This window comes from Collinsella sp. AF18-8LB (assembly GCF_003459795.1).
Taxonomy (GTDB): Bacteria; Actinomycetota; Coriobacteriia; order Coriobacteriales; family Coriobacteriaceae; genus Collinsella.
The window spans coordinates 41095-62582 of sequence record NZ_QRWU01000009.1; the positions used below are offsets into that span (position 1 = coordinate 41095).

Genomic DNA, 21488 nt, shown 5'->3' on the forward strand with positions numbered 1-21488 from the left:
TTTTCACCTTCACGCATATAAAGGAGTCCCGCCATGCGCGACAAGCTCGAAAAGATTATCAAGGCCTACGAGGAGCTCGAGAAGAAGCTCTCCGACCCGGCCGTCGCCTCCGATATTAAGGAGTTCACGCGTCTCAACAAGGAGTACGCGCACCAGTCCGACCTCATCGCCGCCTCGCGCGAGTACATCGGTGCGCTCGATGACATCGAGGCCGCCAAGGAGATGCTCCGCGACACGACCGACGCGGACGAGAAGGAGATGCTCCAGATGGACATCTCCGAGAACGAGGAGAAGCTTCCCCAGCTCGAGGAAGACATCAAGTACATGCTCATCCCGAGCGACCCCAACGACGACAAGAACACCATCGTCGAAATCCGCTCCGCCGCCGGTGGCGACGAGGCCGCCATCTTCGCCGGCGACCTGTACAAGATGTACCAGCGCTTTTGCGAGTCGCGCGGCTGGAAGACCACCGTGCTCGACTCTAGTCCCAGCGAGGCCGGCGGCTTTAAGTCCATTGAGTTCAAGGTCGAGGGCGACCGCGTCTACTCCGTCATGAAGTTCGAGTCCGGCGTGCACCGCGTCCAGCGCGTTCCCAAGACCGAGTCCCAGGGCCGTATCCAGACCTCCACGGCGACCGTCGCCGTGCTTCCCGAGGCCGAGGAGATCGACGTTCAGATCAACCAGTCCGACCTGCGCATCGACACCTACTGCGCCTCCGGCCCTGGCGGTCAGTGCGTTAACACTACCTACTCCGCCGTGCGCATCACCCACCTGCCCACCAACACCGTGGTGCAGTCGCAGGAGCAGCGTTCCCAGATCCAGAACCGCGAGGTCTGCATGCAGATGCTGCGTGCCCGTCTGTACGAGATGGAGCTCGAGAAGCAGCAGGCGGAGCTCGGTGCCGAGCGCCAGAGCCAGATCGGCCACGGCAACCGTTCCGAGAAGATCCGTACCTACAACCAGCCCCAGGACCGCGTGACCGATCACCGCATCGGTTTCAACTCCACCTACAACGGCGTCCTTCTGGGCGATCAGCTCGGCACCGTCATCGAGGCGCTCGCCGCCGCCGAGCGAGCCGAGAAGCTGGCACAAGCTGTGTAGGTTCCGCCGTTCTACCGAACGGCGGACCAGCCGACGCTGCGCGCCGCCCAGGGCGACAATTTGTCATTCAAAAGGCAAGGCATGACCAGAAGGTCTATGCCTTGCCTTTTTCATGCCAACTTGTTCGCTCTGGACGTCGCTCGCTGTCCGTCCTCTACCTGCAGCGTTGCCTTGCTCCGGATGCGGTATGCTCAACCTGCGGGGTTTCCAAGGTAGTCATTGGGGACGTTCTTAAATGACTAGTCAAAAGGGACATTCTTGCGGCACCTGGCAGTTGGGGACGCTCCTTTTGTGCCGGCAGTTGGGGACTGTCCCTAAAGGCCGGCAGATGGGGACGGTCCTTCGCGGCTGGCTGCGAAGACTGTCCCCGATAGCTAGTCGTTTAAGAACGTCCCCAATGACTGGGTTGGGCACATTGCTTTGAGATGTTATTCAATCGGCTTTGATGGCCATTAAGCCAGCTACCTGCTCAAAGAAATTGCGACGTTCATCTGTTATTGAAAATATTGCTCAAAAAATCGTCCAAGAAGCTGCAGTGCATTTTTTGATGCGTCGCGCGTCAAGTGATTTGGCAAGTTCTTGGTTAGATATTGGTCAGTTTTGGGGCAACCTTGCCAAAAACTTGACGGATGCAGATTTAGACGTCGACGAATGAACACTTCGGGCAGGTTCCAAGTAAAAATCTGGGCTGATTCTCGATAATCGCCTTCAATCGTCCCTTGCCAAACGCTTGCCTCGCGTACAATCTGCTCCGACATTCGCGCGCCGCCCGGCGCTTAAGAGGGGAGGGCCCCATGGCAAACGAGATCTGGACCATCAAGCGTTGTCTCGAGTGGACCAAGGAGTACCTAGCCGAGCGTGGCGAGGAGCACCCCCGTCTTTCTGCTGAGTGGCTGCTGTGCGCTGCCACGGGTTTGGCACGCATCGACTTATATATGCGCATGGACGAGATGCTTAACGCGGCCCAGCTCGAGACCATGCACGCGGCCGTTGTCCGCCGCGCTAAGGGCGAGCCGCTGCAATACATCACGGGCAGCACGCAGTTTCGCATGATCGACGTCGCGTGCGCCCCCGGTGTGCTCATTCCGCGCCCCGAGACCGAGATGCTCGTCGAGGAAGTTCTCAATTATCTGGATGCCGAGGTGCTGAGCCCCGAGGCTGCTGCCCGTCAGCGAGTTGAGCTGCCTTGGAACGATGAGGTCGAGCAGGCCCGCAAAGCCGAGGCCGCGCTGGCAGACGAACGCGCGACCGCCGAGCGCCGTGCCGCTAACCTGACGGCTGCCGATGAGGCGGCGCTAGGCAGCGACGTGCTGGGTAGCCGTGCCTATGCCGAGGAACTGGCCGACCGCGAGGCCGAGGAAGCCGCCGCGCAGGCAGCGGAAGCCGAGACTGCGGAAGCTGCTGAGCCCGAGCTCGACGAATACGGCATCGCCATCGAGGGTGCCGACCAGGAGACGGCTTCAGCTCAGGATGCCGCTGCGCCTGCCCCAGCCGAGCCCCGCACTGCTCGCGTTCTCGAGGTCGGCTGCGGCACGGGCTGCATCTCGCTCTCCCTTGCTTGGGAGCGCCGCGGCCACGTTACCTGCACCGCTACCGATATCGAGCCGCGTGCCATTGATCTGGCCACCAAAAACCGCGACGCGCTCGGCCTCACGGCAGATGAGGTTGCCTTCAGCCTCACCAACCTGGTGAGCTCCATTCCCCACGACGAGTGGGGCACCTTCGACGTGCTCGTCTCCAACCCGCCTTACATCCCGACCGACGTTATGCGCTCGCTGCCGCACGAGGTCAAGGACTTCGAGCCCGATTTAGCGCTCGAGGGCGGTGCCGATGGCCTGGACATTTTCCGCCGCCTGCTCAATGCGGCACCCTATATGCTGCGTGCCGGCGGACTCTTTGCCTGCGAGCTCTACGAGGGTGCCCTCGACGCCGCCGCCGAACTCTGCCGCCAGGCGGGCCTTTCGGATGTGCGCGTCGTCCGCGATCTCACCGATCGCCCCCGCATCGTTCGGGCCATCGTCACCGAGCCCAAACAGCGCCAGTAATATTTATTAACTGGTTAGCAAAAATTATAAAGTAGTTTATAATTAGGACGGCTGACAGAGGTCGGCCCATGCAACCTCCTACCTTTCGGGAAATCATTGCCCTACTCAAGCACGATGGATTCGTGAAGGTCGCGCAAGTTGGTAGTCATGCTAAGTATGTTTCTGGTGGCCGTGTTGTCGCCGTGAACGGCTCTGGTGGTGATCGACCAAAGAAGGGCACGTGGGCAAGTATTCGTCGCCAAGCTGGATGGTAGTTGGAGGCAAAATGAGGCATCGATTTACCTATGATTGCGTTCTCATAAAAGAAGACGACGGTTACTGTGCCAGCTTCCCGCAGATTCCCGGCGCCTTTGCCGATGGCGATACGCGCGAAGAAGCGATTGCCCATGCCACCGAGGCGCTGATGGCGTTTTTAGCCGACGACCTCAACAACGGTTTGACTCCGGCAGGGTACGAACGCTCGGCCGAGGTCGTGGCCCTTTCAGTCGAAATCGACCACGAGGACGCTCGGGAAGCGGCGTGCCGAACATTTAAAGACGCAGCGCTGGACCTCAAAGTCTCCGCTCCGCGGATCACCGCGCTGGTCAAAGCCGGAAAGCTCGATGTTGAACTCGTCGACGGCCGTCGGATGATAACGATAGACAGCATCGAGCGCTACGCCGCCCAAGAACGCCATGCCGGCAGGCCAAAGAAGTTCGTCGCAGTCCAATAACCCCCTCACTTTCACCGACTACTAGAGCCGCTCACCAAACCAACATGCGCTCTGGACAAATAGGTTGAACGTTTCGTGCGAGAATGCCCCACAGTAAACAAACTTGCACCAGAGCGTAAGGGGCTGGCATACACATGCAGACGGTCTATCGGGTATACGAGGGAGCGCGCGAGCCGCATCGGCTTGCCGTCGAGCGCACTGCCGAGGTGCTCGGCCGCGGCGGCCTGGCCTTGATCCCGACCGAGACTGTCTACGGTGTCGCCGTGGCAGTTAAAGCCTTCTCCGATGCCGTCCCCCAAGATACAAGCGAGTTCCCGTCGTGGTCATGCGACCCGCAAGCCACCGTCAATGGCGCCGCGGTCCCTGCGCTCGGTACCGGCTACCGCCGCATCTTCACTCTCAAGCAACGTGAACTCACGCAAACCGTCGCTTGGCTGGTCGATGGCGTCGAAGCGCTCGACCGCTATGGCGTGGATATCCCGGAAGATGCCCGCGTACTCGCGCGACGATGCTGGCCGGGAGCCCTGACTATCGTGATTAAGGCAGCCCCCTGCGTGCCGACCTTTATGCGCGCTGCCGACGACACCGTGGCCCTGCGCGCTTCGGCCTCTCCCGTGGTCCAGGCGCTCATCCGCGCCTGCGGCAGTCCCCTTGCCTGCACGAGCGCCAATACGCACGGCGCGCCCTCGCCGGCAAGCTTTGCCGCCGTCGAGGGTCGCATCCTGGAGGGGGTCGATGTTGCCGTCGACGCCGGTGAGACCCCGTGTCGCGACGCCTCGACCATCGTGTCGTTCCAGCACGGCGGGCTCCAGATCCTGCGCCAAGGCGCACTTCCCGCATCAGAGATCGAACGGGTCCTGTCCGACCCGATGCAATAGAAAGGTGTAAGCGATGTCGTTGAATCTGGGCAGCCTGGGCATGGAAGATGCTTCGTTTAACTTTGGCGGTTCCTACATCATGGCGCTCGACTGCGGCACCACCTCGGTACTTGCGACCATCGTCGACGAGTACGGATGCATCGTCGCGCAGGCGCGTCGCAGCGTCAAAACCAGTTTTCCGCGTCCCGGTTGGGTAGAGCAAGACCCCATGGCGGTCCTCGCCAGTCAAATCGCCGTCATGATGGAAGTCCAGTTTAAGAGCGGCATCCACTCCGACCGCATTGCCGCCATCGGCATCTCCAACCAGCGCGAGACCACGGTGGTCTGGGACCGCGTGAGCGGTCAGCCGATCTATAACGCCATCGTATGGCAGTGCCGCCGTACCGCGCCGGCAATCGCCGCGTTGGTTGAACAGGGTTGCGAGGAGTTGGTGCGCTCCCGCACGGGACTCACGCTCGACCCGTATTTCTCGGCCTCCAAGGTGCAGTGGATTCTCGACAACGTCGACGGCGCACGCGAGAGCGCGGCGGCGGGCGACCTCATGTTTGGCACCATCGACACCTGGCTCATCTACAACCTCACCGGCGGCCAGGTCTTTGCCACCGACTACACCAATGCCAGCCGCACGGCGCTCTTTAATATCCATACGCTCGACTGGGACGACGACCTGCTGGCGCTCTTTGACGTTCCACGTTCCATGATGCCCGAGGTTCGCTGGAGCTCGGGCGACTACGGCCGCGTCGCGAGCGACATCATGACCAACACGCCGCCCATCATGGGCGTGGCGGGCGACCAGCAGGCGTCGCTGTTCGGTCACTGCTGTTTCCGTCCCGGCCAGACCAAAAACACCTATGGCACGGGTTGCTTTATGCTCATGAACACCGGCGACGAGATCGTCGAATCCAAGAACGGCCTGGTCTCCACCATCGGTATCGCTGCGAACGGGAAGATCAGCTATGCACTCGAGGGCTCCATCTTCGCTGCCGGCTCCACCATGAACTGGCTTCGCAACAACATGGGCATCATCTCGAGCGTGAGCGAGTCGGCACAACTCGCCGCTTCGATTAACGACAACGAGGGCTGCTACTTCGTTCCCGCCTTTGCGGGTTTGGGTGCTCCCTGGTGGGACCCGCATGCCCGCGGTATCGTGTGCGGTCTGACCGGCGCCTCGAGCCGTGCGACCATCGTACGTGCCGCCTGCGAATCCATGGCATATCAGAGCTACGACGTGCTGCGCGCCATGGAGCAGGACGTGGGGCTTTCGATCGAGCGCCTGTCTGTCGATGGCGGTGCCTCGCGCAACGAGTTCATCATGCAATTCCAGGCCGACCTGCTGGATATCCCCGTGCTGCAATGCGAGACGGTAGAGACCACGGCAATCGGTGCCGCGTACTTGGCGGGTCTTGCCGTCGGCTATTGGGAAGACCTAGAAGAGCTGGAGCAAAATGCCCAGATCGTTAGGACCTTCCTTCCCCACATGTCTGCCGAGCGCCGCGAGCAAAACCTTGCGGGCTGGCGTGATGCAGTCAAGCGCTCGCTCAGTACCGCACAGTAGGGCTGCGATGGGCTGCTCGATACAATAAACCGCTAAACTAATGCATGGCGTTCGGCGGCAACATTGCTGCGCGCCTTGTCAGCAAGGCCGTTTTGCGGCCGCAACGAAAGGGGCAATCAACCCATGACCGTCACCTACGACGCGTCCCGTGTGACGCTTGTCGATCACCCGCTCGTCCAGCACAAGCTGTCGATCCTGCGCGACAAAAACACCGGCACCAACCAGTTCCGCCAGCTCGTGCGCGAACTCGCGCTTTTTAACGGCTACGAGGCCATGCGCGACCTGCCTATGGAAGACGTCGAGGTCGAGACCCCCATCACTACCGCCACGTTCAAACAGCTCGCCGGCAAGAAACTCGCCATCGTGCCCATCCTGCGTGCTGGCCTTGGCATGGTCGACGGCATCCTCGACCTGGTGCCCTCCGCTCGCGTGGGCCACATCGGCATGGAGCGCGACGAGGTTACCCACGAGCCGCACGAGTATTACTGCAAGATGCCCAAGGATATCGACCAGCGCACTTGCCTGGTCGTCGACCCCATGCTCGCCACGGGCGGTTCGGCCGAGATGGCCATCAGCTACCTGCGCGAGCGCGGTGTCAAGGACATCCGCATGCTGTGCATCGTCGCGGCGCCCGAGGGTCTCAAGTCGCTGACCGAGAAGGATCCCGATGTGCATATCTATACCTGTGCTATCGACGACCATCTCAATGAGGCCGCCTACATCGTTCCCGGCCTGGGCGACGCCGGCGACCGCATCTACGGCACGCTCTAGTCGTCGGGCCTTGTCGGCTACGGTCACAAATACGAAGAAATGGTGCGCGCGGGCGAGCAAAAGACGTCCACGCGCACTCCTGTTAACGGACGTTTAGCCCAGAGGGGTTCGAGAAAAACGTATTACCTACCTGCGACATAAAGAAGGTCTTAAGAAAACGAACAGGTGAGTATTAACCGATGCTTTTTCGGTTGTACTTTAGCCATTGGCTCGTACAATAGTCACCAATGTTTGGCGGGAACTGTTCTGGGAAGCGTTAAAGAAGGAAAGTGAGGACGCCAGTGTTTCAGATAGCCGATCTGCTTGCTATCGTTGCAGGCGTCATCGCGGGCGCGGTCGCCTTTCTTCCCTTTGTTTTTACGCTCAAGCCGGTTCTTGACGATAAGCAGAATGCGGACATGCTCAAGGGCATGGTGAGTCTGGCGGTCTCGGCAATCGCCCTGCTCGTCTTTACCTTGGTTGTGTTTGTGTTGTTCGGAGAGGCATTTCGCATGTTCCTCCTGGGCGAGGCGATCGGCTTCGTGGCCTTTATGGCCGCCTGCACGGTTCGCGTCGCCAAGGCGCTGCGAGATCCTCATGAGGTCGAAAGGTAAGTCGTGGAAATTTTTGAAAAGCTGCCTGATGAGATTAATCATCTGGTTAGCGAGTTCAGCTCCACTCCTGTCGTGGGCGATCTGAGCTGCGGCATCACGCAGTACTCGTTTTGGCTGATCGTCTCCACGATCGTGCTCCTGATCGTCCTGGCCGTGTTCAAGAAGAAGCAGACCCTAGTTCCCAAGGGCTTCTTCGTCAACGGTTTCGAGTACATCATCGAGTACGTCGAGAACGATATCGGCAAGGGCGTCGTGGGTGAGAACTGGAAGAAGCACTTCCCGTTCCTGTGCTCGCTTTTCCTGTTCATCCTGATCAATAACATGATCGGCCTGATCCCGGGAATGAAGCCCGGCACCGGCGCAATCGGCTCCACCGCCGCGCTCGCCATCTTCGCCTTCGTGTACTTCATCTACTACGGATGCAAGGCTCACGGCGTGATCGGCTACATCAAGAGCCTCGCCCCGCAGGGCGTGAGCTTCCCGATGAACGTGCTTGTGTGGGTCGTCGAGCTTTTCTCGACCTTCCTGCGCCTCATCACACTCGCCGTCCGTCTGTTCTGCAACATGTTCGCAGGACACGTGGTCATGGGCTCGTTCGCCATCATGGCGAGCATGTTCATGCAGCCGCTGCTTCAGCAGGTTTCCGCGGCCCACGCCGTCGGTGCCCTGCCTTCGCTGGCCTGGCTTGCTATCCTCATCCTGATCTATGCGATCGAGCTTGTGGTCGGCGCCATCCAGGCTTACGTCTTCACAGTCCTTACCGCCGTGTATGTCTCTGAGGCAGAGGAGGTCGCGGAGGAGGAGTAGTCTTCCGTTCGCGTCTTAAAGGTAAGGCAATTCGTTAAACCGCCGGTGCCCGTACCCATGGAGCCCGGCAGTTATAAAAAGGTTATCCTGCGTGAAATAAGACACGCACGACAAAGGAGGAATCGTGGGAGTTATCGGTTACGGTCTCGGTGTTATCGGCGCTGGTCTTGCTATCGGCCTGTCTGCTCTGGGTGCTACGGGTGCTATGGCCCGTCAGCCTGAGGTCCAGGGCCGCGTGTTCACCGTCTTCATCATGGGCTCCGCCTTCGGCGAGGCTCTGGCTCTGATCGGCTTCGTTGTCGCGCTGATCGTTAAATAGCACGGAGCGTCAAGTATGAATCTTTCATCCCAGAAGAGCGCGATCGCACTCTCCGCGTCCGCGGCCGCGCTGCTCATGCCGGTTTCCGCGTTCGCCGAGGACGGCGCTGCCGGTGCGGACATCCTCATCCCTAAGATGGCGGAGTTCATCCCGGCGCTTATCGCCTTCCTGATTATCTGGATCGTGCTGGCCAAGGTCGCCCTGCCGGGCATCATGAAAACCATGGAGGAGCGCGGCAAGAAGATCGAGGAGAGCCTCGACGAGGCCGAGAAGACCAAGCAGGAGGCTATCGCCAAGCGTGCTGAGTCCGACTCGATCGTCACCGACGCCCGTCGTCAGGCTGCCGACATCGTTCTCGAGGCCCGTAAGGACGCCGAGTCCGAGCGCGCCCGTATCATCGAGGCTGCTCACAAGGAGGCAGAGGAGATCATCGCTAAGGCCCATACGACTGTCGAGGACGAGCGCAAGTCCATCTACGCCGGTGCCGCGAGCTCCATCGCCGACCTGTCCGTTGCCGTCGCCACCAAGATCGTGGACGAGGCACTCGAGGACGAGGCCGAGCAGAAGAAGCTCATCGAGCGCTACATCCAGGAAGCAGGTAGCCTGAATGCCGACTAGCCGCTATCAGGACAAGGTGCTCGAGACCTATGCGCGCTCCCTTCTGGAAGCCGCCAAGGCCGAGAACCATGTGTTCGAGGACCTCGAGATGATCGAGCGCTTGGCTTCTGCCAGCCCCGAGATCATCGCCGTGCTCGACACCATGTCCAAGCGCGACCAGCTCGACCTTCTTCCCAAGGTGGCAGCTGCCTTTAAGTATGTTGCCGAGGAAGACGAGGATGTAGTGGGCGTGACCGTCACCACGGCGATCCCGCTCGACGACGAGCTGCGTCAAACCATCACTAAGAAATGCGAGCAGGACTTCGGCCGCAAGGTATTCCTTATCGAGCAGGTCGACCCGTCTATCGTGGGCGGCCTGGTGCTCGAGGCCCGCGGCGAGCGTCGTGACATTTCCGTCAAGACGCAGCTGCGCATCGCGCAGGAGACCCTCGCAAACTCTGCTAATTCGTACGGAGGTGAAGCCTAATGTCCGAAACCCTCAATGCCCAGGATATCGCCAAGAAACTGCAGGAGCAGCTCACGAGTCTCTCCGCGACGGTCGATACGCATGAGGTTTCAACGGTCGACGAGGTAGGCGACGGCATCGCGCGCGTCTCCGGCCTCAAGAGCGCCATGGCAGGCGAGCTTCTGGAGTTCAAGAGCTCCGATACCGGTGAGACCGTCTTCGGCCTTGCCCAAAACCTTGACCGTGACGAGGTCGGCGCCGTTCTGTTTGGTGCCGTCGACTCCATCAAGGAAGGCGACGAGTGCCGCACCACTGGCCGCATTATGGATATCCCTGTGAGCCGTGCTATGCTTGGCCGCGTCGTCAATCCGCTCGGCCAGCCTATCGACGGCCTGGGTGACATCGTCGCCACGCACCGTCGTCCCATCGAGTTCAAGGCCCCCGGTGTCATCGACCGTACCCCGGTGTGCGAGCCGGTTCAGACCGGCCTGTTGGCTATCGACTCCATGGTGCCTATCGGCCGTGGTCAGCGTGAGCTCATCATCGGCGACCGAAAGACCGGTAAGACCGCCATTGCCATCGACGCTATCCTCAATCAGAGCGGCAAGGGCATGGTCTGCATCTATGTCGCCATCGGCCAGAAGGCCTCCACGGTTGCCAACATCCGCGAGACCCTCGCTCAGCACGGTGCGCTCGACTACACCATCATCGTTTCGGCCACCGCTGCCGATTCCGCCCCTATGCAGTACATCGCGCCTATGGCCGGTGCCGCTATCGGCGAATTCTTTATGTACAACGGCGAGGATGGTAAGCCCGCCAACGAGACCAACCCCGGCGGTCACGTGCTCGTCATCTACGACGACCTGTCCAAGCAGGCTGTGGCCTACCGTCAGATGTCGCTGACGCTGCATCGTCCGCCCGGACGCGAGGCCTATCCTGGCGACATCTTCTACCTGCACTCTCGTCTGCTCGAGCGTGCCGTCAAGATGTCCAAGAAGAACGGTTACGGCTCCATGACGGCCCTGCCGATCATCGAGACCCAGGACGGCGATGTCTCGGCCTACATTCCGACCAACGTCATTTCCATTACCGATGGTCAGATCTACCTGCAGTCCGAGCTCTTCTTCCAGGGTCAGCGCCCGGCAGTCGACGTGGGCATTTCCGTGTCCCGCGTTGGTGGCGACGCGCAGACCAAGGCCATGAAGCAGGTCGCCGGCAACCTCCGTCTGGACCTCGCTTCGTATCAGGAGCTCGCCGGCTTTACGCAGTTCGGCTCCGACCTTGACGAGGCTACTCAGAAGCAGCTGACCCATGGTGCCCGCATGACCGAGCTCCTGAAGCAGCCGCGTTATAAACCATTTGAGGTTGGCGAGCAGATCGTTGCGCTGTTCGCTGGCAACGAGGGCTTCCTGGACGACCTGGAGATCGCCGACGTGCTGCCTTTCCGTGCCGAGCTCATCGAGTACATGGACAATGGCTTTGGCTTGCTGCTCGACAAGGTTCGCGCCAAGAAGATCGATGATGACACCAAGGCTGAGCTCTTGCGCGTCATCGGCGACTTTAAGCAGCAGTTCATGGCCAAGCACCATTCGGATGTTTCTGGATCAGAGGAGAACTAAGCCCTATGGCCAACCTTCGCGACATTAAGAAGCGAATCTCCTCGGTTACCACGACCAAGCAGATCACGCGCACGATGGAGATGGTCTCTACGGCCAAGATCCGTCGTGCCCTCGATCGCTCCAAGCAGGCCGAGCCCTATAAGGAGGCGCTGACCGACGTCATGTTGACGGTCGCCGGCGACGCCTCCTGTTCGGGCACCGATCCCATGCTGCAGAAGCATGAGAACGTCAAGCATGGCCTGATTGTCGTCATTGCCTCGGACCGCGGCCTTGCCGGCGGTTTCAATACGACAGTGGAGCGTACGGCCGAAAAGCTCGCCGCTTCTTGGGCGAACGACGGCATCGAGTGCGAGATCATCGCGTGCGGGCGCAAGCCGGCCACGTATTTTTGCGACCGCGCAAACGTCATCATGCACTTTGAGGGCAACTCCTCTGAGCCCGATTTCAATCAGGCCCGCATGATCTCCTCTCATATCTGCGATGCGTATCGTGCCGGTGAGCTTGACCGTGTCGAGCTTGTCTACCACCACGCAAAGAACCGCGTGGATCAGGAGCTTCGCGTCGAGCATCTGTTGCCGCTCGACCCCGAGATGATCGCTATGGCCCACGGTCCGCGTAAGAACGAGACCGACGCCCCTAAGCGCATCTCGTCCACGTTCGAGTTCGTGCCCTCTCCCGAGCATGTTCTCGGCAAGCTTGTACCGTCGTATATCCTGACGGTCATCTACCAGGCCCTGATCGATTCGGCGGCTGCCGAGCAGGGTGCACGCCGCAAGGCCATGCACTCCGCGACGGAAAACGCCACCGCGATCATCTCGACCCTTACCCGCACGTATAGTCGCGTGCGCCAGGCTTCGATCACGACCGAGATTAACGAGATCGTCGGCGGAGCCTCAGCATTGGAGGAACAGTAATGGCTAATAACACCGTAAAGCTTGCGGTCGAGGAAGCCACCAAGAAGACGACTGCCGGTGATGGTCGCATCGTGCGTATCATCGGCCCTGTCGTCGACGTCAAGTTTGACGGCGCGGTGCCCCCGATCTACAACGCGCTCACGGTCGAGGCCGAGACCCCGATCGGTCATCTGAGCACGATCCTCGAGGTCGAGAGTCAGCTTCCGGGCGGCGTCGTCCGCACGGTCGCCATGTCCTCGACCGACGGCCTGCAGCGCGGCCTCATCGCCACCGATACCGGTGAGCCCATGAAGATGCCCGTTGGTCCCAAGACGCTCGGCCGCATTTGGAACGTCATGGGCAAGCCCGTCGACGGCAAGCCCATGCCCGAGGTGGAGGAGTTCTACCCCATCCACCATGCAGCGCCCCGCTTTGACGAGCTCACCACCAAGACCGAGATCTTCGAGACCGGCATCAAGGCCGTCGACCTGCTTGAGCCCTACATCCGTGGCGGCAAGACGGGCCTGTTCGGCGGCGCCGGCGTCGGCAAGACCGTTCTGATTCAGGAGCTCATCAACAACCTCGCCCAGGAGCACGGCGGCACCTCGGTGTTCACCGGCGTCGGCGAGCGTACCCGCGAGGGCACCGACCTGTTCCTCGAGATGAGCGAGTCTGGCGTTATCGACAAGACCTGCTTGGTCTATGGTCAGATGAACGAGCCGCCCGGAGCGCGTCTTCGCATCGGTCTGGCCGGCCTTACCACCGCTGAGTACTTCCGCGATCGCGGCCAGGACGTTCTGCTGTTCATCGACAACATCTTCCGCTTCTCCCAGGCAGGTTCCGAGGTTTCCGCACTGCTGGGCCGTATGCCGTCCGCCGTTGGTTACCAGCCCACGCTGGCAACCGAGATGGGCGACCTCCAGGAGCGCATTACCTCGACCAAGACGGGCTCCATTACCTCCGTCCAGGCTGTCTACGTCCCCGCAGACGACCTGACCGACCCGGCGCCTGCCACGACGTTTACGCACCTCGACGCCACCACGGTTCTTTCGCGTAGCATTTCGTCGCTCGGCCTGTTCCCGGCTATCGACCCGCTCGCGTCTTCCTCCGACGCTCTCGATCCCTCGATCGTCGGCGAGGAGCACTACCGTGTCGCCGTCAAGGTCCAGGAGCTCCTACAGGAGTACTTCGACCTTCAGGACATCATCGCCATTCTGGGTATGGACGAGCTGTCCGAGGAGCAGCGCCTTACGGTCAACCGCGCTCGTAAGATTCAGCAGTTCCTCTCGCAGTCCTTCCACGTCGCCGAGAAGTTCACCGGCAACCCCGGTGTCTACGTCCGCGTCGAGGATACCGTCCGCTCCTTCGCCGAGATTGTCGACGGCAAGGCCGATGACCTGCCCGAGCAGGCTTTCCGCTATGCTTCCACGATTGAGGACGTGCGCGAGCGCGCCCGCAAGATGGGGGAGAAGTAGGTTATGCGTATCCGCATCGTGTGCCCCGTGAGCTGCGCCTATGAGGGCGACGCTGCGTTTGTGTCGATTCCGTCCACGGATGGCGAGTTTGGCGTTCTGCCTGCTCACTCCAGCGAGATCTGCACGATCGACCGCGGTTACGTTCGCGTTTCCGATAAGGCCATGGGCACTGTCGACCACACGTTTGCCGTGGCCGGCGGCTATGCCCAGGTTGCGGACGATGTCGTGACCGTTCTCGCCGAGCGCGCTTGCGATCTGGCGACCGTCGATGCCGACAAGCTTAAAGCTGATATTCAAGGTTTTGAAGAGAAGCTGGGTAATTTGTCGGAGGATGATGCACGCCGCGCCTACCTCTATAATGAAATCGCATGGTGTAAGCTCAAGCTTGCCCAATAGTCAAACGATTTAACGTTCGACCATTTGCGAACACATCATGCCCGGGATGGCCCAGCCACCCCGGGCATGCTTTTTGAAAGGGTAGACCTTGGATATTATCCGCGTTGAGGGTGGCCATGCCATCGGAGGCTCCGTGCCCGTTTCGGGTGCCAAGAACTCCGCGCTCAAACTCATGGCGGCAACGCTTCTGGCGCCGGGCAAGACGACGCTGCAGAACGTGCCCGATATTTCCGATGTCCACGTGATGGGCAAGGTGCTCAAGGGCATGGGCGCTACGATCGATGTTCTCGACGAGCACACGCTCGAGATCGATACCTCTCAGGCCGATTCTTGGGAGGCCCCCTACGAGCTCGTTGCCAAGATGCGTGCTTCCACCGCCGTCATGGGACCCCTGCTGGGTCGCTTCCATCGCGCCAAGATCGCCATGCCGGGCGGCTGCAACCTGGGTGCTCGCAAGATCGATATGCACATTCTGGGTCTTGAGGCCCTGGGCGTAGAGTTTGATACCGCCCACGGCTACATCAACGCCAGCGCGCCTCAGGGCCTGCGCGGCACCACCGTCACGCTCGAGTTTGCCAGTGTCGGTGCGACCGAGAACCTCATCATGGCCTCTGTGCGTGCACAGGGCACCACGGTTATCGACAATGCCGCCCGCGAGCCCGAGATCGTCGATCTCGCCAACATGCTCAACGAAATGGGCGCCAAGATTGTCGGCGCCGGTACGCCTGTCGTGACCATCGAGGGCGTGGAAGAGCTCCATCCCGTTACCCATCGCGTGGTGGGCGACCGCATCGAGGCCGGTACCTTTATCGTCGCCGGTGCGCTGATGGCTGACGATCGCGGTGTCGACGTCACGGGTTTTTGCCCCATCCATCTGGGCATGGTGCTCAAGAAGATGGAGCTCATGGGCATCGATTGCGAGCGTACTGACGACGGCGTTCACGTGAATCGCGCCGAGCGCATCAAGCCGGTCGACATCCAGACGCTTCCGTTCCCCGGCTTCCCGACCGACATGCAGGCACAAATTATGGTGCTCTCCGCCCTCGCCGACGGCAGTTCCGTTATTACCGAGAACATCTTCGAGAATCGCTTTATGTTTGCCTCTGAGCTGGTGCGCATGGGTGCCGACATTCGTATCGAGAGCCATCATGCCATGATTCATGGCGTCAAGGGCTTCTCGGGTGCACAGGTCACCTCGCCCGACCTTCGTGGCGGCGCGGCGCTTGTGGTTGCCGGTCTTATCGCCGACGGCGTTACCGAGGTCTCTGCCATCCATCACATCAAACGTGGCTACGAGCAGTTTGTCGAAAAGCTGCAGGCGCTTGGCGCGCATGTCGAACATGCCACCGTCCCCGATCCCGTCATCTACTAATGCAGGTTGCCTATGTTTAACAAGAAGCCCCTGGCGGATAACACCCGAAGACCCTCGACTGGTGCGCAGGCCAAGATCTACAGCCGCGACAACGTCGCTCGCTATTCCGAGCGCGCCCGCCAGCGCCGTCGTAGCCACACGATTCGTCACGTCGCGCTCATTGTCGTGCTTGGCGTGCTGCTGAGTGCCACTACCGCTGCCGGCCTGTGGTTTGCCACCATTATGGGCAAGCTCGGCGATTCTAATGTCATTACCGACAATCTGCGTCGGGTTCTGGTTGACACCGATGAGGCAAAGGATCCGTTCTACGTGCTGCTTCTTGGCACCGACGGCCGTCCGGGCGAGGATACGTATCGTGCCGACTCGATTATCTTGGCACGCATCGACCCCACGCAAAAGCAGGCGACGCTCATTTCCGTTCCGCGCGATACCAGGGTCGTGTACAAGGGCGAGACCATGAAGATCAACGCCTGCCATACCGTTGGCGGCGCCGAAGCCATGGTCGAGGCGGTCAACGAGCTGTGCGGTGTTCAGATTTCCCACTATGCCGAGGTCAGCTTCGACGGTATGCAGGCGCTGATTGATTCGGTTGGCGGTATCGACATTAACGCAACCGATGATGTTGACGACCCCGAGCACCTGGATATTAAGATTACCGCTGGTCAGCAGCATATGGACGGAGCTACCGCCCTTACCTATGCCCGCTGCCGCTACATCTATGCCGACGGCGATTACACGCGCATGCGCCACCAGCGTCAGGTGCTTGGCGCCCTTGCCAACCAGATTCTCAATAACTTCGATGCCACGAAGATCTTTGGCCTGGTTAATTCGCTGTCCGATATGCTCGTAACCGATATGAGCGTTCAGGATATCGTGTCTACGGTCAACGCCATGCGCGGTATGGATGTCGACGGTATCTACTCGGCCAACCTGCCCTCGTACGCCGACGACAGCACCATGATCGACGGTGTGAGCTACGTCTTTGTCTACGAGGACGAGCTCAAGGAAATGATGGAGCGTGTCGATGCCGGCAAGGATCCCAAGGGTCCCAACACCATGGGTCTTTCCGACGGTTCCAGCTCTACGATTGGCGACCTGAACAACAATACGTCTGACGACTACGCAAACGGTACCGCAACCTCATCGGTCAGCTCTGACAATTCCGATGACTCAAGCGATTCGAGCGATTCGGACTACTACGAAGAGCCCACCGGCGACGGTAACGGCTACGAAGCCAACTACTAAGTTACGGCGTTTTACCAAACGCCGTAACGGCTCGACGCTGCGCGCCGCCCAAGGCGACAATTTGTCATTCAAAAGGCAGGGCATGACCAGAAGGTCAATGCCCTGCCTTTTTCATGCCAACTTGTTCGCCTTGGACGTCGCTCGCTGACGTTGGCTCAACCTGCGATGTTGACTACTCCCCTTGTATCAAAAACCGCCCCGTTCTCTCTAGAGGACGGGGCGATTCGTCTTTTGGGCTTATGCGGCCAGGCTTATGCGAAACGGGCGACGAGCTCCTGCAGGACGTCGGTCATCTTGACGAGCGAACTGACCGGGACAAACTCGTTGACGCCGTGGTAGCAATAGCCGCCGGTGGAAAGGTTGGGGCAGGGCAGACCGCGGAACGACAGCTGCGCGCCGTCGGTGCCGCCGCGAATCGGCAGCACTTGGGGCTCAACGCCGCAGGCAAGGTAGGCTTCCTTGGCAACATCAATAAGCTCGGGATAGTCACGAACGATCTCGGCCATATTTCGATACTGCTGCTTAATCTCGACCGTCACGCGCTCCTCACCCAGGCGCTGGTTGAGCATCGAGGCGGCGGCATCAATAAGGTCGAGTTTCTGCTGGAACTTGGCGGCGTCATGGTCGCGGACGATATAGCGCGCTGTGGCGTGATCGACGGTTGCAGATACACCCTCAAGGTGATAAAAGCCCTCGTAGCCTTCCGTATACTCCGGGCGCTGCATGTAGGGGAGCAACGCGTTGAAGTCGCAGAACAGATTGCCTGCGTTGACCATACGGCCCTTGGCGTCGCCCGGGTGGATGGACTGGCCCTCAAAGCGGACGGTCGCCTCGGCGGCGTTAAAGCACTCCCACTCCAGCTCGCCGATGGGGCCACCGTCGACCGTGTAGGCGTACTTGCAGCCAAAGGTATCGATATCCAACAGCTCGGCTCCGTGGCCGATCTCCTCGTCAGGGCAGAAGCAAATGCCGAGTGCGGGATGGGGCAGAGAAGGGTCCTGAGCGATACGCGCGACAAGCGACATGATCTCGGCGACGCCTGCCTTGTCGTCCGCGCCCAGCAGCGTGGTGCCATCGCTGCAGACCAGGTCCTCACCCGCGAGGTCGTTCAGGGCGGGAAGCTTGGCGGTACTCATGGCAACGGACTTACCGTCAACCGTGCCGCAGACCAGGTCGCCGCCTTCGTAGTGCACGATGTGCGGCTTCACGCCGGCGCCCGGTGCAACTTCGGTGGTGTCGAGATGGGCGATCAGGCCCAGGGCGGGCTTGTCCTCAGCGCCCACACTTGCGGGGATATGCGCGCAGACATAGGCGTGCTCGGTCACGTGGGCATCTTCCGCACCAAGCTCGCGCAGCTCTTCAGCCAGCATGTTGGCAAGGTCAAACTGAACGGCGCTCGAGGGTACCTGGTCGCAGTTTGCATCCTCGGACTGCGTGTTGATCTGGACGTAGCGCAAAAAGCGCTCGAGGACATCGGGGCTCGTGGTGGTGTTTTCCATAAAGACCGCTCCAATCTTGGTCGTCGTGTGCAACAAGAACTCTAGCACGGTATGCCACGGCATACCACGACGCTTGGATGGGGTAGAATCAGCCATTGAATGCAGAAGGGACGGAAGATCATGGATACGACAAATAGCTCGCGCGAACTACATCTGACGGTGGCGAACGAAGACTACTTGGAGTGCATGGTTCGCATTGAAAGCGAAGAGGGGGAAACCAACGGCGTGCGATCGGTCGACATCGCGCAGCGCCTTGGCGTCTCCAAGGCATCGGTCAATAAAGCGGTTTCGGCGCTCAAGGCATCCGAGCTTGTCGAGCAATCGCACTACGGCAAGGTGATCCTGACCGATCGCGGCCGCGAGGTTGGCACGGCTATCTGGTACCGTCATCGCCTCATCCGCACGTTTTTGGTTCAGGAGCTCGGTGTCGAATTTGAGCGAGCCGATTCCGAGGCCTGCATGATGGAGCATGCGCTATCCGAGGACACGATGAGCCGCTGGCTCGCCTATCTCGAAAAGCAGGGAATCAGCGTCGAGGAATAGCGGGATATATATGGATACGAGTTATTACAACCGCTTTGGTGCCGAGGAACTTACGCGCCGCTTGTCGAGCGAGACCTTGTTGGCGCAGGGCCCCATGGGCAGTGTTCTGTTGAGTGAGTACGATGCCGCCGACATTCCACCGGCGTTTTGGAATCTGGCAGAGCCGCAGACCGTTTCTCGTATCCATCGCTTGTATGTCGCCGCCGGCGCGCAGGTGCTCATTACCAACACCTTTCAGGCATCGAGCTATGCCCTCAAGCATGACCAGATTGCGCCGTCCGTGACGGAGGTCAATCGCGGGGCCGTCGACGATGCCCGCCAGGCGCACCCTCAGCTGCTGCTGGGCTCGATGGGCCCGATCGGTATTGAGTGGTTTGCCGAGGACTCTGCCGAGTATCGTGAAATCCGAGGCATTGCGCGCGAACAGGCGCACGCCTTGCTCAACGCCGGCGTTGACGGTCTGCTGATCGAGACGGTGACGTCTATCCGTAATTTGCAGCCCATGCTTGCCGGCGCCCGAGATGCCGCCGATGGCATGCCTGTTCTGGTGAGTTTTGTCGTTGACGATAAAGGCGACCTGTTGGGCGATGGCCTCAACATCGAGGCAGCCGTTTTGTACGCCGAAAAACACGGCGCAAACTCGGTTGGTGTTAATTGCTGTTCGCTTGCGGCCGCGAACGCGGCGGTGCCCAGGATGGTTGCATCGGCGACTACTCCCGTCACGGTGCGTCCCAACGTAGGCGATCCGGTCCAGACTCAGGATGGCCCCGTATGGCACGAGAACCCCGAAGCTTTCGCGCGCGCATGCATCGAATGGAGACATGCCGGTGCCGCAATGGTGGGCAGTTGCTGTGGAACCACGGCAATCACTACGGCCGCGATGGCCGAGGCGCTCGATATATAAAGGGCAAAACCGCTCCATACGGGGCGGTTTTTTTTGTTGCTTGCATGTCCTCGGCAGCATTTGCCCAAATGGTGAATGCTGGTGCCGGCAGGTTGCCGAGTGCATGTTGCGGGTATACCCCATGCGTACCATGATCCAAACACTGTGAGGTGTCTGCGCGTGTGCGCGATAATTCATTTTGGAACTGACGGTTGGCGCGCTCGCGTTGATGAGGACTTCACTGCCGATAACGTTGCCCGTATCGCCGATGCCGTCGGCGAGTTGTGGCAAAAGACCAATCCGGGCAAAACGGTATATATAGGGTTCGACACCCGGCCCCTGGCGAGCGAGTTCGCTGAACTTGCGGCGGGCGTGCTAGCAGCGCACGGGCTGGACGCCGTGCTCGCTTCGCGACCTGTTCCGACCCCTGCCCTTACGTGGGCGGCGGCTTATGACGGTGAGGCGTGCGGCGCGCTCATGGTGACGGGGTCCCATCATCCGCAGGGTTATCTGTGCCTCAAGATTCGCATGGGTGACGGCTCAACCGCCAACCAGGATGTCATCGAAGAGCTCGAAGAGACCATGGCTCCCGAGCCAATGGGGATCGAGGGGCAATATCGCACCGCGGATATCATTCCTGACTATATGCAGGCGGTGGCATCATTTGTCGATGCCGAAGCCATCCGCGCCGCGCACCTGCGCGTGGTTGTCGATCCCATGGGCGGCGCGGCCCAGGGCTATCTAGCCGACTTGCTGCGCGAGCTTGGCGTTGAGGTGCACGAGATTCACGCCGGGCAGGCGTCTGACCAAGAAGATATCTGCCCCGACCCCGTTGAACCGTGGGTGGACGCTTGCGAGCGCACGGTTATCGAGGACGGAGCTTGCGCTGGCCTGGTGACCGACGGCGACGCCGACCGTATCGGCGCGGTTGACGAGCGCGGCAGATATATACATCCGCATCAGATCATGGCGCTCGTTTTGGGCGACTTGGTTCAATTTCGTAATTTGGAGGGGCGCGTCGTCGTCAATCTTTCATGCTCGACGCTCGTGCGTCGCATTGCCGAGGCGCTTGGCTGCCGCGTGACCGTCAAACCAGTCGGTTTCAAATATATAGCGGCGGAGATGAAGAAGGGCGGCGTCCTCATGGGCGGCGAAGAAGCCGGTGGTATCGGCATCGCCGCGCATATGCCCGAGCGCGATGGAATCCTCGCCTGTCTGATTCTGTGTGAGCTTATGGCAAAGACGGACGCGCCTTTGGGCGTTCTGGTCGACCAACTCGAGGACAGTTTTGGTAAGACGAGTTACGGTCGACGCGATTTGCGCCTTGAGGCCGAAGATGCCGAAACGTTACGAACCCTGCTGCCGGGCGTAAACCCCAAGTCGATTTGTGGCAAGGTGCCGCAAAACGTTAGTCATATGGACGGCTTGCGTCTGTCATTTAAGGATGACACGTGGCTGCTGGTCCGTCCTAGCGGGACCGAACCAGTGGTGCGCGTCTACGCCGAGGGGTTCTCGGTGGAAGAACGTGATGAGTTGCTCGATGCTGGCTGTGCGTTAGCTAGGGGGACGTATCCGCTTTAACCATGAGACTGCCTTATATAAAGAGATGCTCGGCGAGCGGTAGGTAACGGCTGGCAAACGTTAGTCGGATCACAAGATATGTAGGAAATGTGTACGCCCAGATTCCCGCCCCCGGGGCCCCTCCGGTCTGGCAATATA

The 21488-nt window shown here is 60.2% G+C and carries 23 protein-coding genes; 21 read left to right on the forward strand and 2 right to left on the reverse strand.

The genetic code is table 11. From position 1 onward, the window contains the following. Positions 1-33 precede the first annotated feature (33 nt). Positions 34-1101 (forward strand): peptide chain release factor 1, encoded by a 1068-nt coding sequence (gene prfA, locus DWX25_RS08145; RefSeq protein WP_006235697.1) that lies wholly within the window; start codon positions 34-36, stop codon positions 1099-1101. A gap of 494 nt (positions 1102-1595) precedes the next feature. Here prfA and DWX25_RS09560 read toward each other — a convergent pair whose 3' ends face one another. Next, complete coding sequence (locus DWX25_RS09560; RefSeq protein ID WP_147336105.1) at positions 1596-1859, reverse strand: hypothetical protein; 264 nt, start codon at positions 1857-1859, stop codon at positions 1596-1598. Between the two features lie 36 nt (positions 1860-1895). On the opposite strand from DWX25_RS09560, the gene DWX25_RS08150 reads away from it, so the two are divergent. The 17 genes from DWX25_RS08150 (at position 1896) to DWX25_RS08230 (ending at position 16844) form a co-directional block, all read left to right on the forward strand. Next, entirely contained in the window at positions 1896-3146 is a 1251-nt protein-coding gene (locus DWX25_RS08150; RefSeq protein WP_117843244.1) for a HemK/PrmC family methyltransferase, read from the forward strand. 68 nt (positions 3147-3214) lie between these two features. Then, positions 3215-3400, forward strand: coding sequence for a type II toxin-antitoxin system HicA family toxin (locus DWX25_RS09820; protein WP_117843243.1), 186 nt, complete (start codon positions 3215-3217; stop codon positions 3398-3400). Continuing rightward, positions 3367-3858, forward strand: coding sequence for a type II toxin-antitoxin system HicB family antitoxin (locus tag DWX25_RS08160; RefSeq protein WP_117743856.1), 492 nt, complete (start codon positions 3367-3369; stop codon positions 3856-3858). The genes DWX25_RS09820 and DWX25_RS08160 overlap by 34 nt, the downstream gene beginning before the upstream one ends. Positions 3859-3992: 134 nt before the next feature. Next, a complete protein-coding gene (locus DWX25_RS08165) occupies positions 3993-4736 on the forward strand; it encodes an L-threonylcarbamoyladenylate synthase (protein ID WP_117858898.1) in 744 nt (247 codons plus the stop codon). A 13-nt stretch (positions 4737-4749) separates the two neighbouring features. Beyond that, positions 4750-6291: a glycerol kinase GlpK gene (gene glpK, locus DWX25_RS08170; protein ID WP_117858901.1), complete on the forward strand. Its 1542-nt coding sequence runs from the start codon at positions 4750-4752 to the stop codon at positions 6289-6291. A 123-nt stretch (positions 6292-6414) separates the two neighbouring features. Further along, positions 6415-7062, forward strand: coding sequence for a uracil phosphoribosyltransferase (gene upp / locus DWX25_RS08175; protein WP_117858904.1), 648 nt, complete (start codon positions 6415-6417; stop codon positions 7060-7062). 281 nt (positions 7063-7343) lie between these two features. Continuing rightward, positions 7344-7655: a hypothetical protein gene (locus tag DWX25_RS08180; protein ID WP_117734915.1), complete on the forward strand. Its 312-nt coding sequence runs from the start codon at positions 7344-7346 to the stop codon at positions 7653-7655. Between the two features lie 3 nt (positions 7656-7658). Then, positions 7659-8462 (forward strand): F0F1 ATP synthase subunit A, encoded by an 804-nt coding sequence (gene atpB / locus DWX25_RS08185; RefSeq protein ID WP_022094263.1) that lies wholly within the window; start codon positions 7659-7661, stop codon positions 8460-8462. Positions 8463-8586: 124 nt separating this feature from the next. Then, positions 8587-8781 (forward strand): ATP synthase subunit C, encoded by a 195-nt coding sequence (locus DWX25_RS08190; RefSeq protein ID WP_022094262.1) that lies wholly within the window; start codon positions 8587-8589, stop codon positions 8779-8781. A gap of 15 nt (positions 8782-8796) precedes the next feature. After that, positions 8797-9399 (forward strand): F0F1 ATP synthase subunit B, encoded by a 603-nt coding sequence (atpF, locus tag DWX25_RS08195; RefSeq protein WP_117858907.1) that lies wholly within the window; start codon positions 8797-8799, stop codon positions 9397-9399. Continuing rightward, a complete protein-coding gene (locus tag DWX25_RS08200; RefSeq protein ID WP_006235713.1) occupies positions 9389-9865 on the forward strand; it encodes a FoF1 ATP synthase subunit delta in 477 nt (158 codons plus the stop codon). Before atpF ends, DWX25_RS08200 begins: the two co-directional genes overlap by 11 nt. Then, positions 9865-11463 carry a F0F1 ATP synthase subunit alpha gene (gene atpA / locus DWX25_RS08205; protein ID WP_117734916.1) on the forward strand — a complete coding sequence of 533 codons (1599 nt, stop codon included), beginning with the start codon at positions 9865-9867 and terminating at the stop codon, positions 11461-11463. Before DWX25_RS08200 ends, atpA begins: the two co-directional genes overlap by 1 nt. A 5-nt stretch (positions 11464-11468) precedes the next feature. Next, positions 11469-12377, forward strand: a complete 909-nt coding sequence (atpG, locus tag DWX25_RS08210; RefSeq protein ID WP_117734917.1) for an ATP synthase F1 subunit gamma — start codon at positions 11469-11471, stop codon at positions 12375-12377. Beyond that, positions 12377-13831, forward strand: coding sequence for a F0F1 ATP synthase subunit beta (gene atpD / locus DWX25_RS08215; protein WP_117858910.1), 1455 nt, complete (start codon positions 12377-12379; stop codon positions 13829-13831). The genes atpG and atpD overlap by 1 nt, the downstream gene beginning before the upstream one ends. 3 nt (positions 13832-13834) lie before the next feature. Beyond that, the gene (gene atpC, locus DWX25_RS08220; protein WP_006235718.1) at positions 13835-14227 is read left to right on the forward strand and encodes an ATP synthase F1 subunit epsilon; all 393 of its coding nucleotides are present in this window, start codon (positions 13835-13837) and stop codon (positions 14225-14227) included. Between the two features lie 88 nt (positions 14228-14315). Next, positions 14316-15599 (forward strand): UDP-N-acetylglucosamine 1-carboxyvinyltransferase, encoded by a 1284-nt coding sequence (gene murA / locus DWX25_RS08225; protein ID WP_117734918.1) that lies wholly within the window; start codon positions 14316-14318, stop codon positions 15597-15599. Positions 15600-15611: 12 nt separating this feature from the next. Then, positions 15612-16844 carry an LCP family protein gene (locus DWX25_RS08230; protein ID WP_117793860.1) on the forward strand — a complete coding sequence of 411 codons (1233 nt, stop codon included), beginning with the start codon at positions 15612-15614 and terminating at the stop codon, positions 16842-16844. Between the two features lie 251 nt (positions 16845-17095). Here the strand turns inward: DWX25_RS08230 and pepT are convergent, their stop codons facing one another. Further along, entirely contained in the window at positions 17096-18343 is a 1248-nt protein-coding gene (gene pepT, locus DWX25_RS08235) for a peptidase T (RefSeq protein ID WP_117743862.1), read from the reverse strand. Between the two features lie 120 nt (positions 18344-18463). On the opposite strand from pepT, the gene DWX25_RS08240 reads away from it, so the two are divergent. The 3 genes from DWX25_RS08240 to DWX25_RS08250 all read left to right on the forward strand — a co-directional run bounded on the left by DWX25_RS08240 (position 18464) and on the right by DWX25_RS08250 (position 21350). Further along, entirely contained in the window at positions 18464-18886 is a 423-nt protein-coding gene (locus DWX25_RS08240) for a metal-dependent transcriptional regulator (protein ID WP_040359600.1), read from the forward strand. A gap of 10 nt (positions 18887-18896) precedes the next feature. Further along, entirely contained in the window at positions 18897-19790 is an 894-nt protein-coding gene (locus DWX25_RS08245) for a homocysteine S-methyltransferase family protein (protein ID WP_117743863.1), read from the forward strand. A 159-nt stretch (positions 19791-19949) separates the two neighbouring features. Continuing rightward, on the forward strand, positions 19950-21350 hold the full coding sequence (locus tag DWX25_RS08250; RefSeq protein ID WP_117743864.1) for a phosphoglucomutase/phosphomannomutase family protein: 1401 nt from the start codon (positions 19950-19952) through the stop codon (positions 21348-21350). Positions 21351-21488: the final 138 nt, after the last annotated feature.

Bases quoted from the DNA above. Each gene is read 5' to 3' on its own strand.
- DWX25_RS08200 (WP_006235713.1), top strand. From the start codon at position 9,389: ATGCCGACTAGCCGCTATCAGGACAAGGTGCTCGAGACCTATGCGCGC.
- DWX25_RS09820 (WP_117843243.1), top strand. From the start codon at position 3,215: ATGCAACCTCCTACCTTTCGGGAAATCATTGCCCTACTCAAGCACGAT.
- atpF (WP_117858907.1), top strand. From the start codon at position 8,797: ATGAATCTTTCATCCCAGAAGAGCGCGATCGCACTCTCCGCGTCCGCG.
- DWX25_RS08165 (WP_117858898.1), top strand. From the start codon at position 3,993: ATGCAGACGGTCTATCGGGTATACGAGGGAGCGCGCGAGCCGCATCGG.
- DWX25_RS08245 (WP_117743863.1), top strand. From the start codon at position 18,897: ATGGATACGAGTTATTACAACCGCTTTGGTGCCGAGGAACTTACGCGC.
- atpA (WP_117734916.1), top strand. From the start codon at position 9,865: ATGTCCGAAACCCTCAATGCCCAGGATATCGCCAAGAAACTGCAGGAG.
- prfA (WP_006235697.1), top strand. From the start codon at position 34: ATGCGCGACAAGCTCGAAAAGATTATCAAGGCCTACGAGGAGCTCGAG.
- atpD (WP_117858910.1), top strand. From the start codon at position 12,377: ATGGCTAATAACACCGTAAAGCTTGCGGTCGAGGAAGCCACCAAGAAG.
- DWX25_RS09560 (WP_147336105.1), bottom strand. From the start codon at position 1,859: ATGTCGGAGCAGATTGTACGCGAGGCAAGCGTTTGGCAAGGGACGATT.
- DWX25_RS08240 (WP_040359600.1), top strand. From the start codon at position 18,464: ATGGATACGACAAATAGCTCGCGCGAACTACATCTGACGGTGGCGAAC.
- DWX25_RS08150 (WP_117843244.1), top strand. From the start codon at position 1,896: ATGGCAAACGAGATCTGGACCATCAAGCGTTGTCTCGAGTGGACCAAG.
- pepT (WP_117743862.1), bottom strand. From the start codon at position 18,343: ATGGAAAACACCACCACGAGCCCCGATGTCCTCGAGCGCTTTTTGCGC.
- DWX25_RS08230 (WP_117793860.1), top strand. From the start codon at position 15,612: ATGTTTAACAAGAAGCCCCTGGCGGATAACACCCGAAGACCCTCGACT.
- atpC (WP_006235718.1), top strand. From the start codon at position 13,835: ATGCGTATCCGCATCGTGTGCCCCGTGAGCTGCGCCTATGAGGGCGAC.
- atpG (WP_117734917.1), top strand. From the start codon at position 11,469: ATGGCCAACCTTCGCGACATTAAGAAGCGAATCTCCTCGGTTACCACG.
- glpK (WP_117858901.1), top strand. From the start codon at position 4,750: ATGTCGTTGAATCTGGGCAGCCTGGGCATGGAAGATGCTTCGTTTAAC.
- upp (WP_117858904.1), top strand. From the start codon at position 6,415: ATGACCGTCACCTACGACGCGTCCCGTGTGACGCTTGTCGATCACCCG.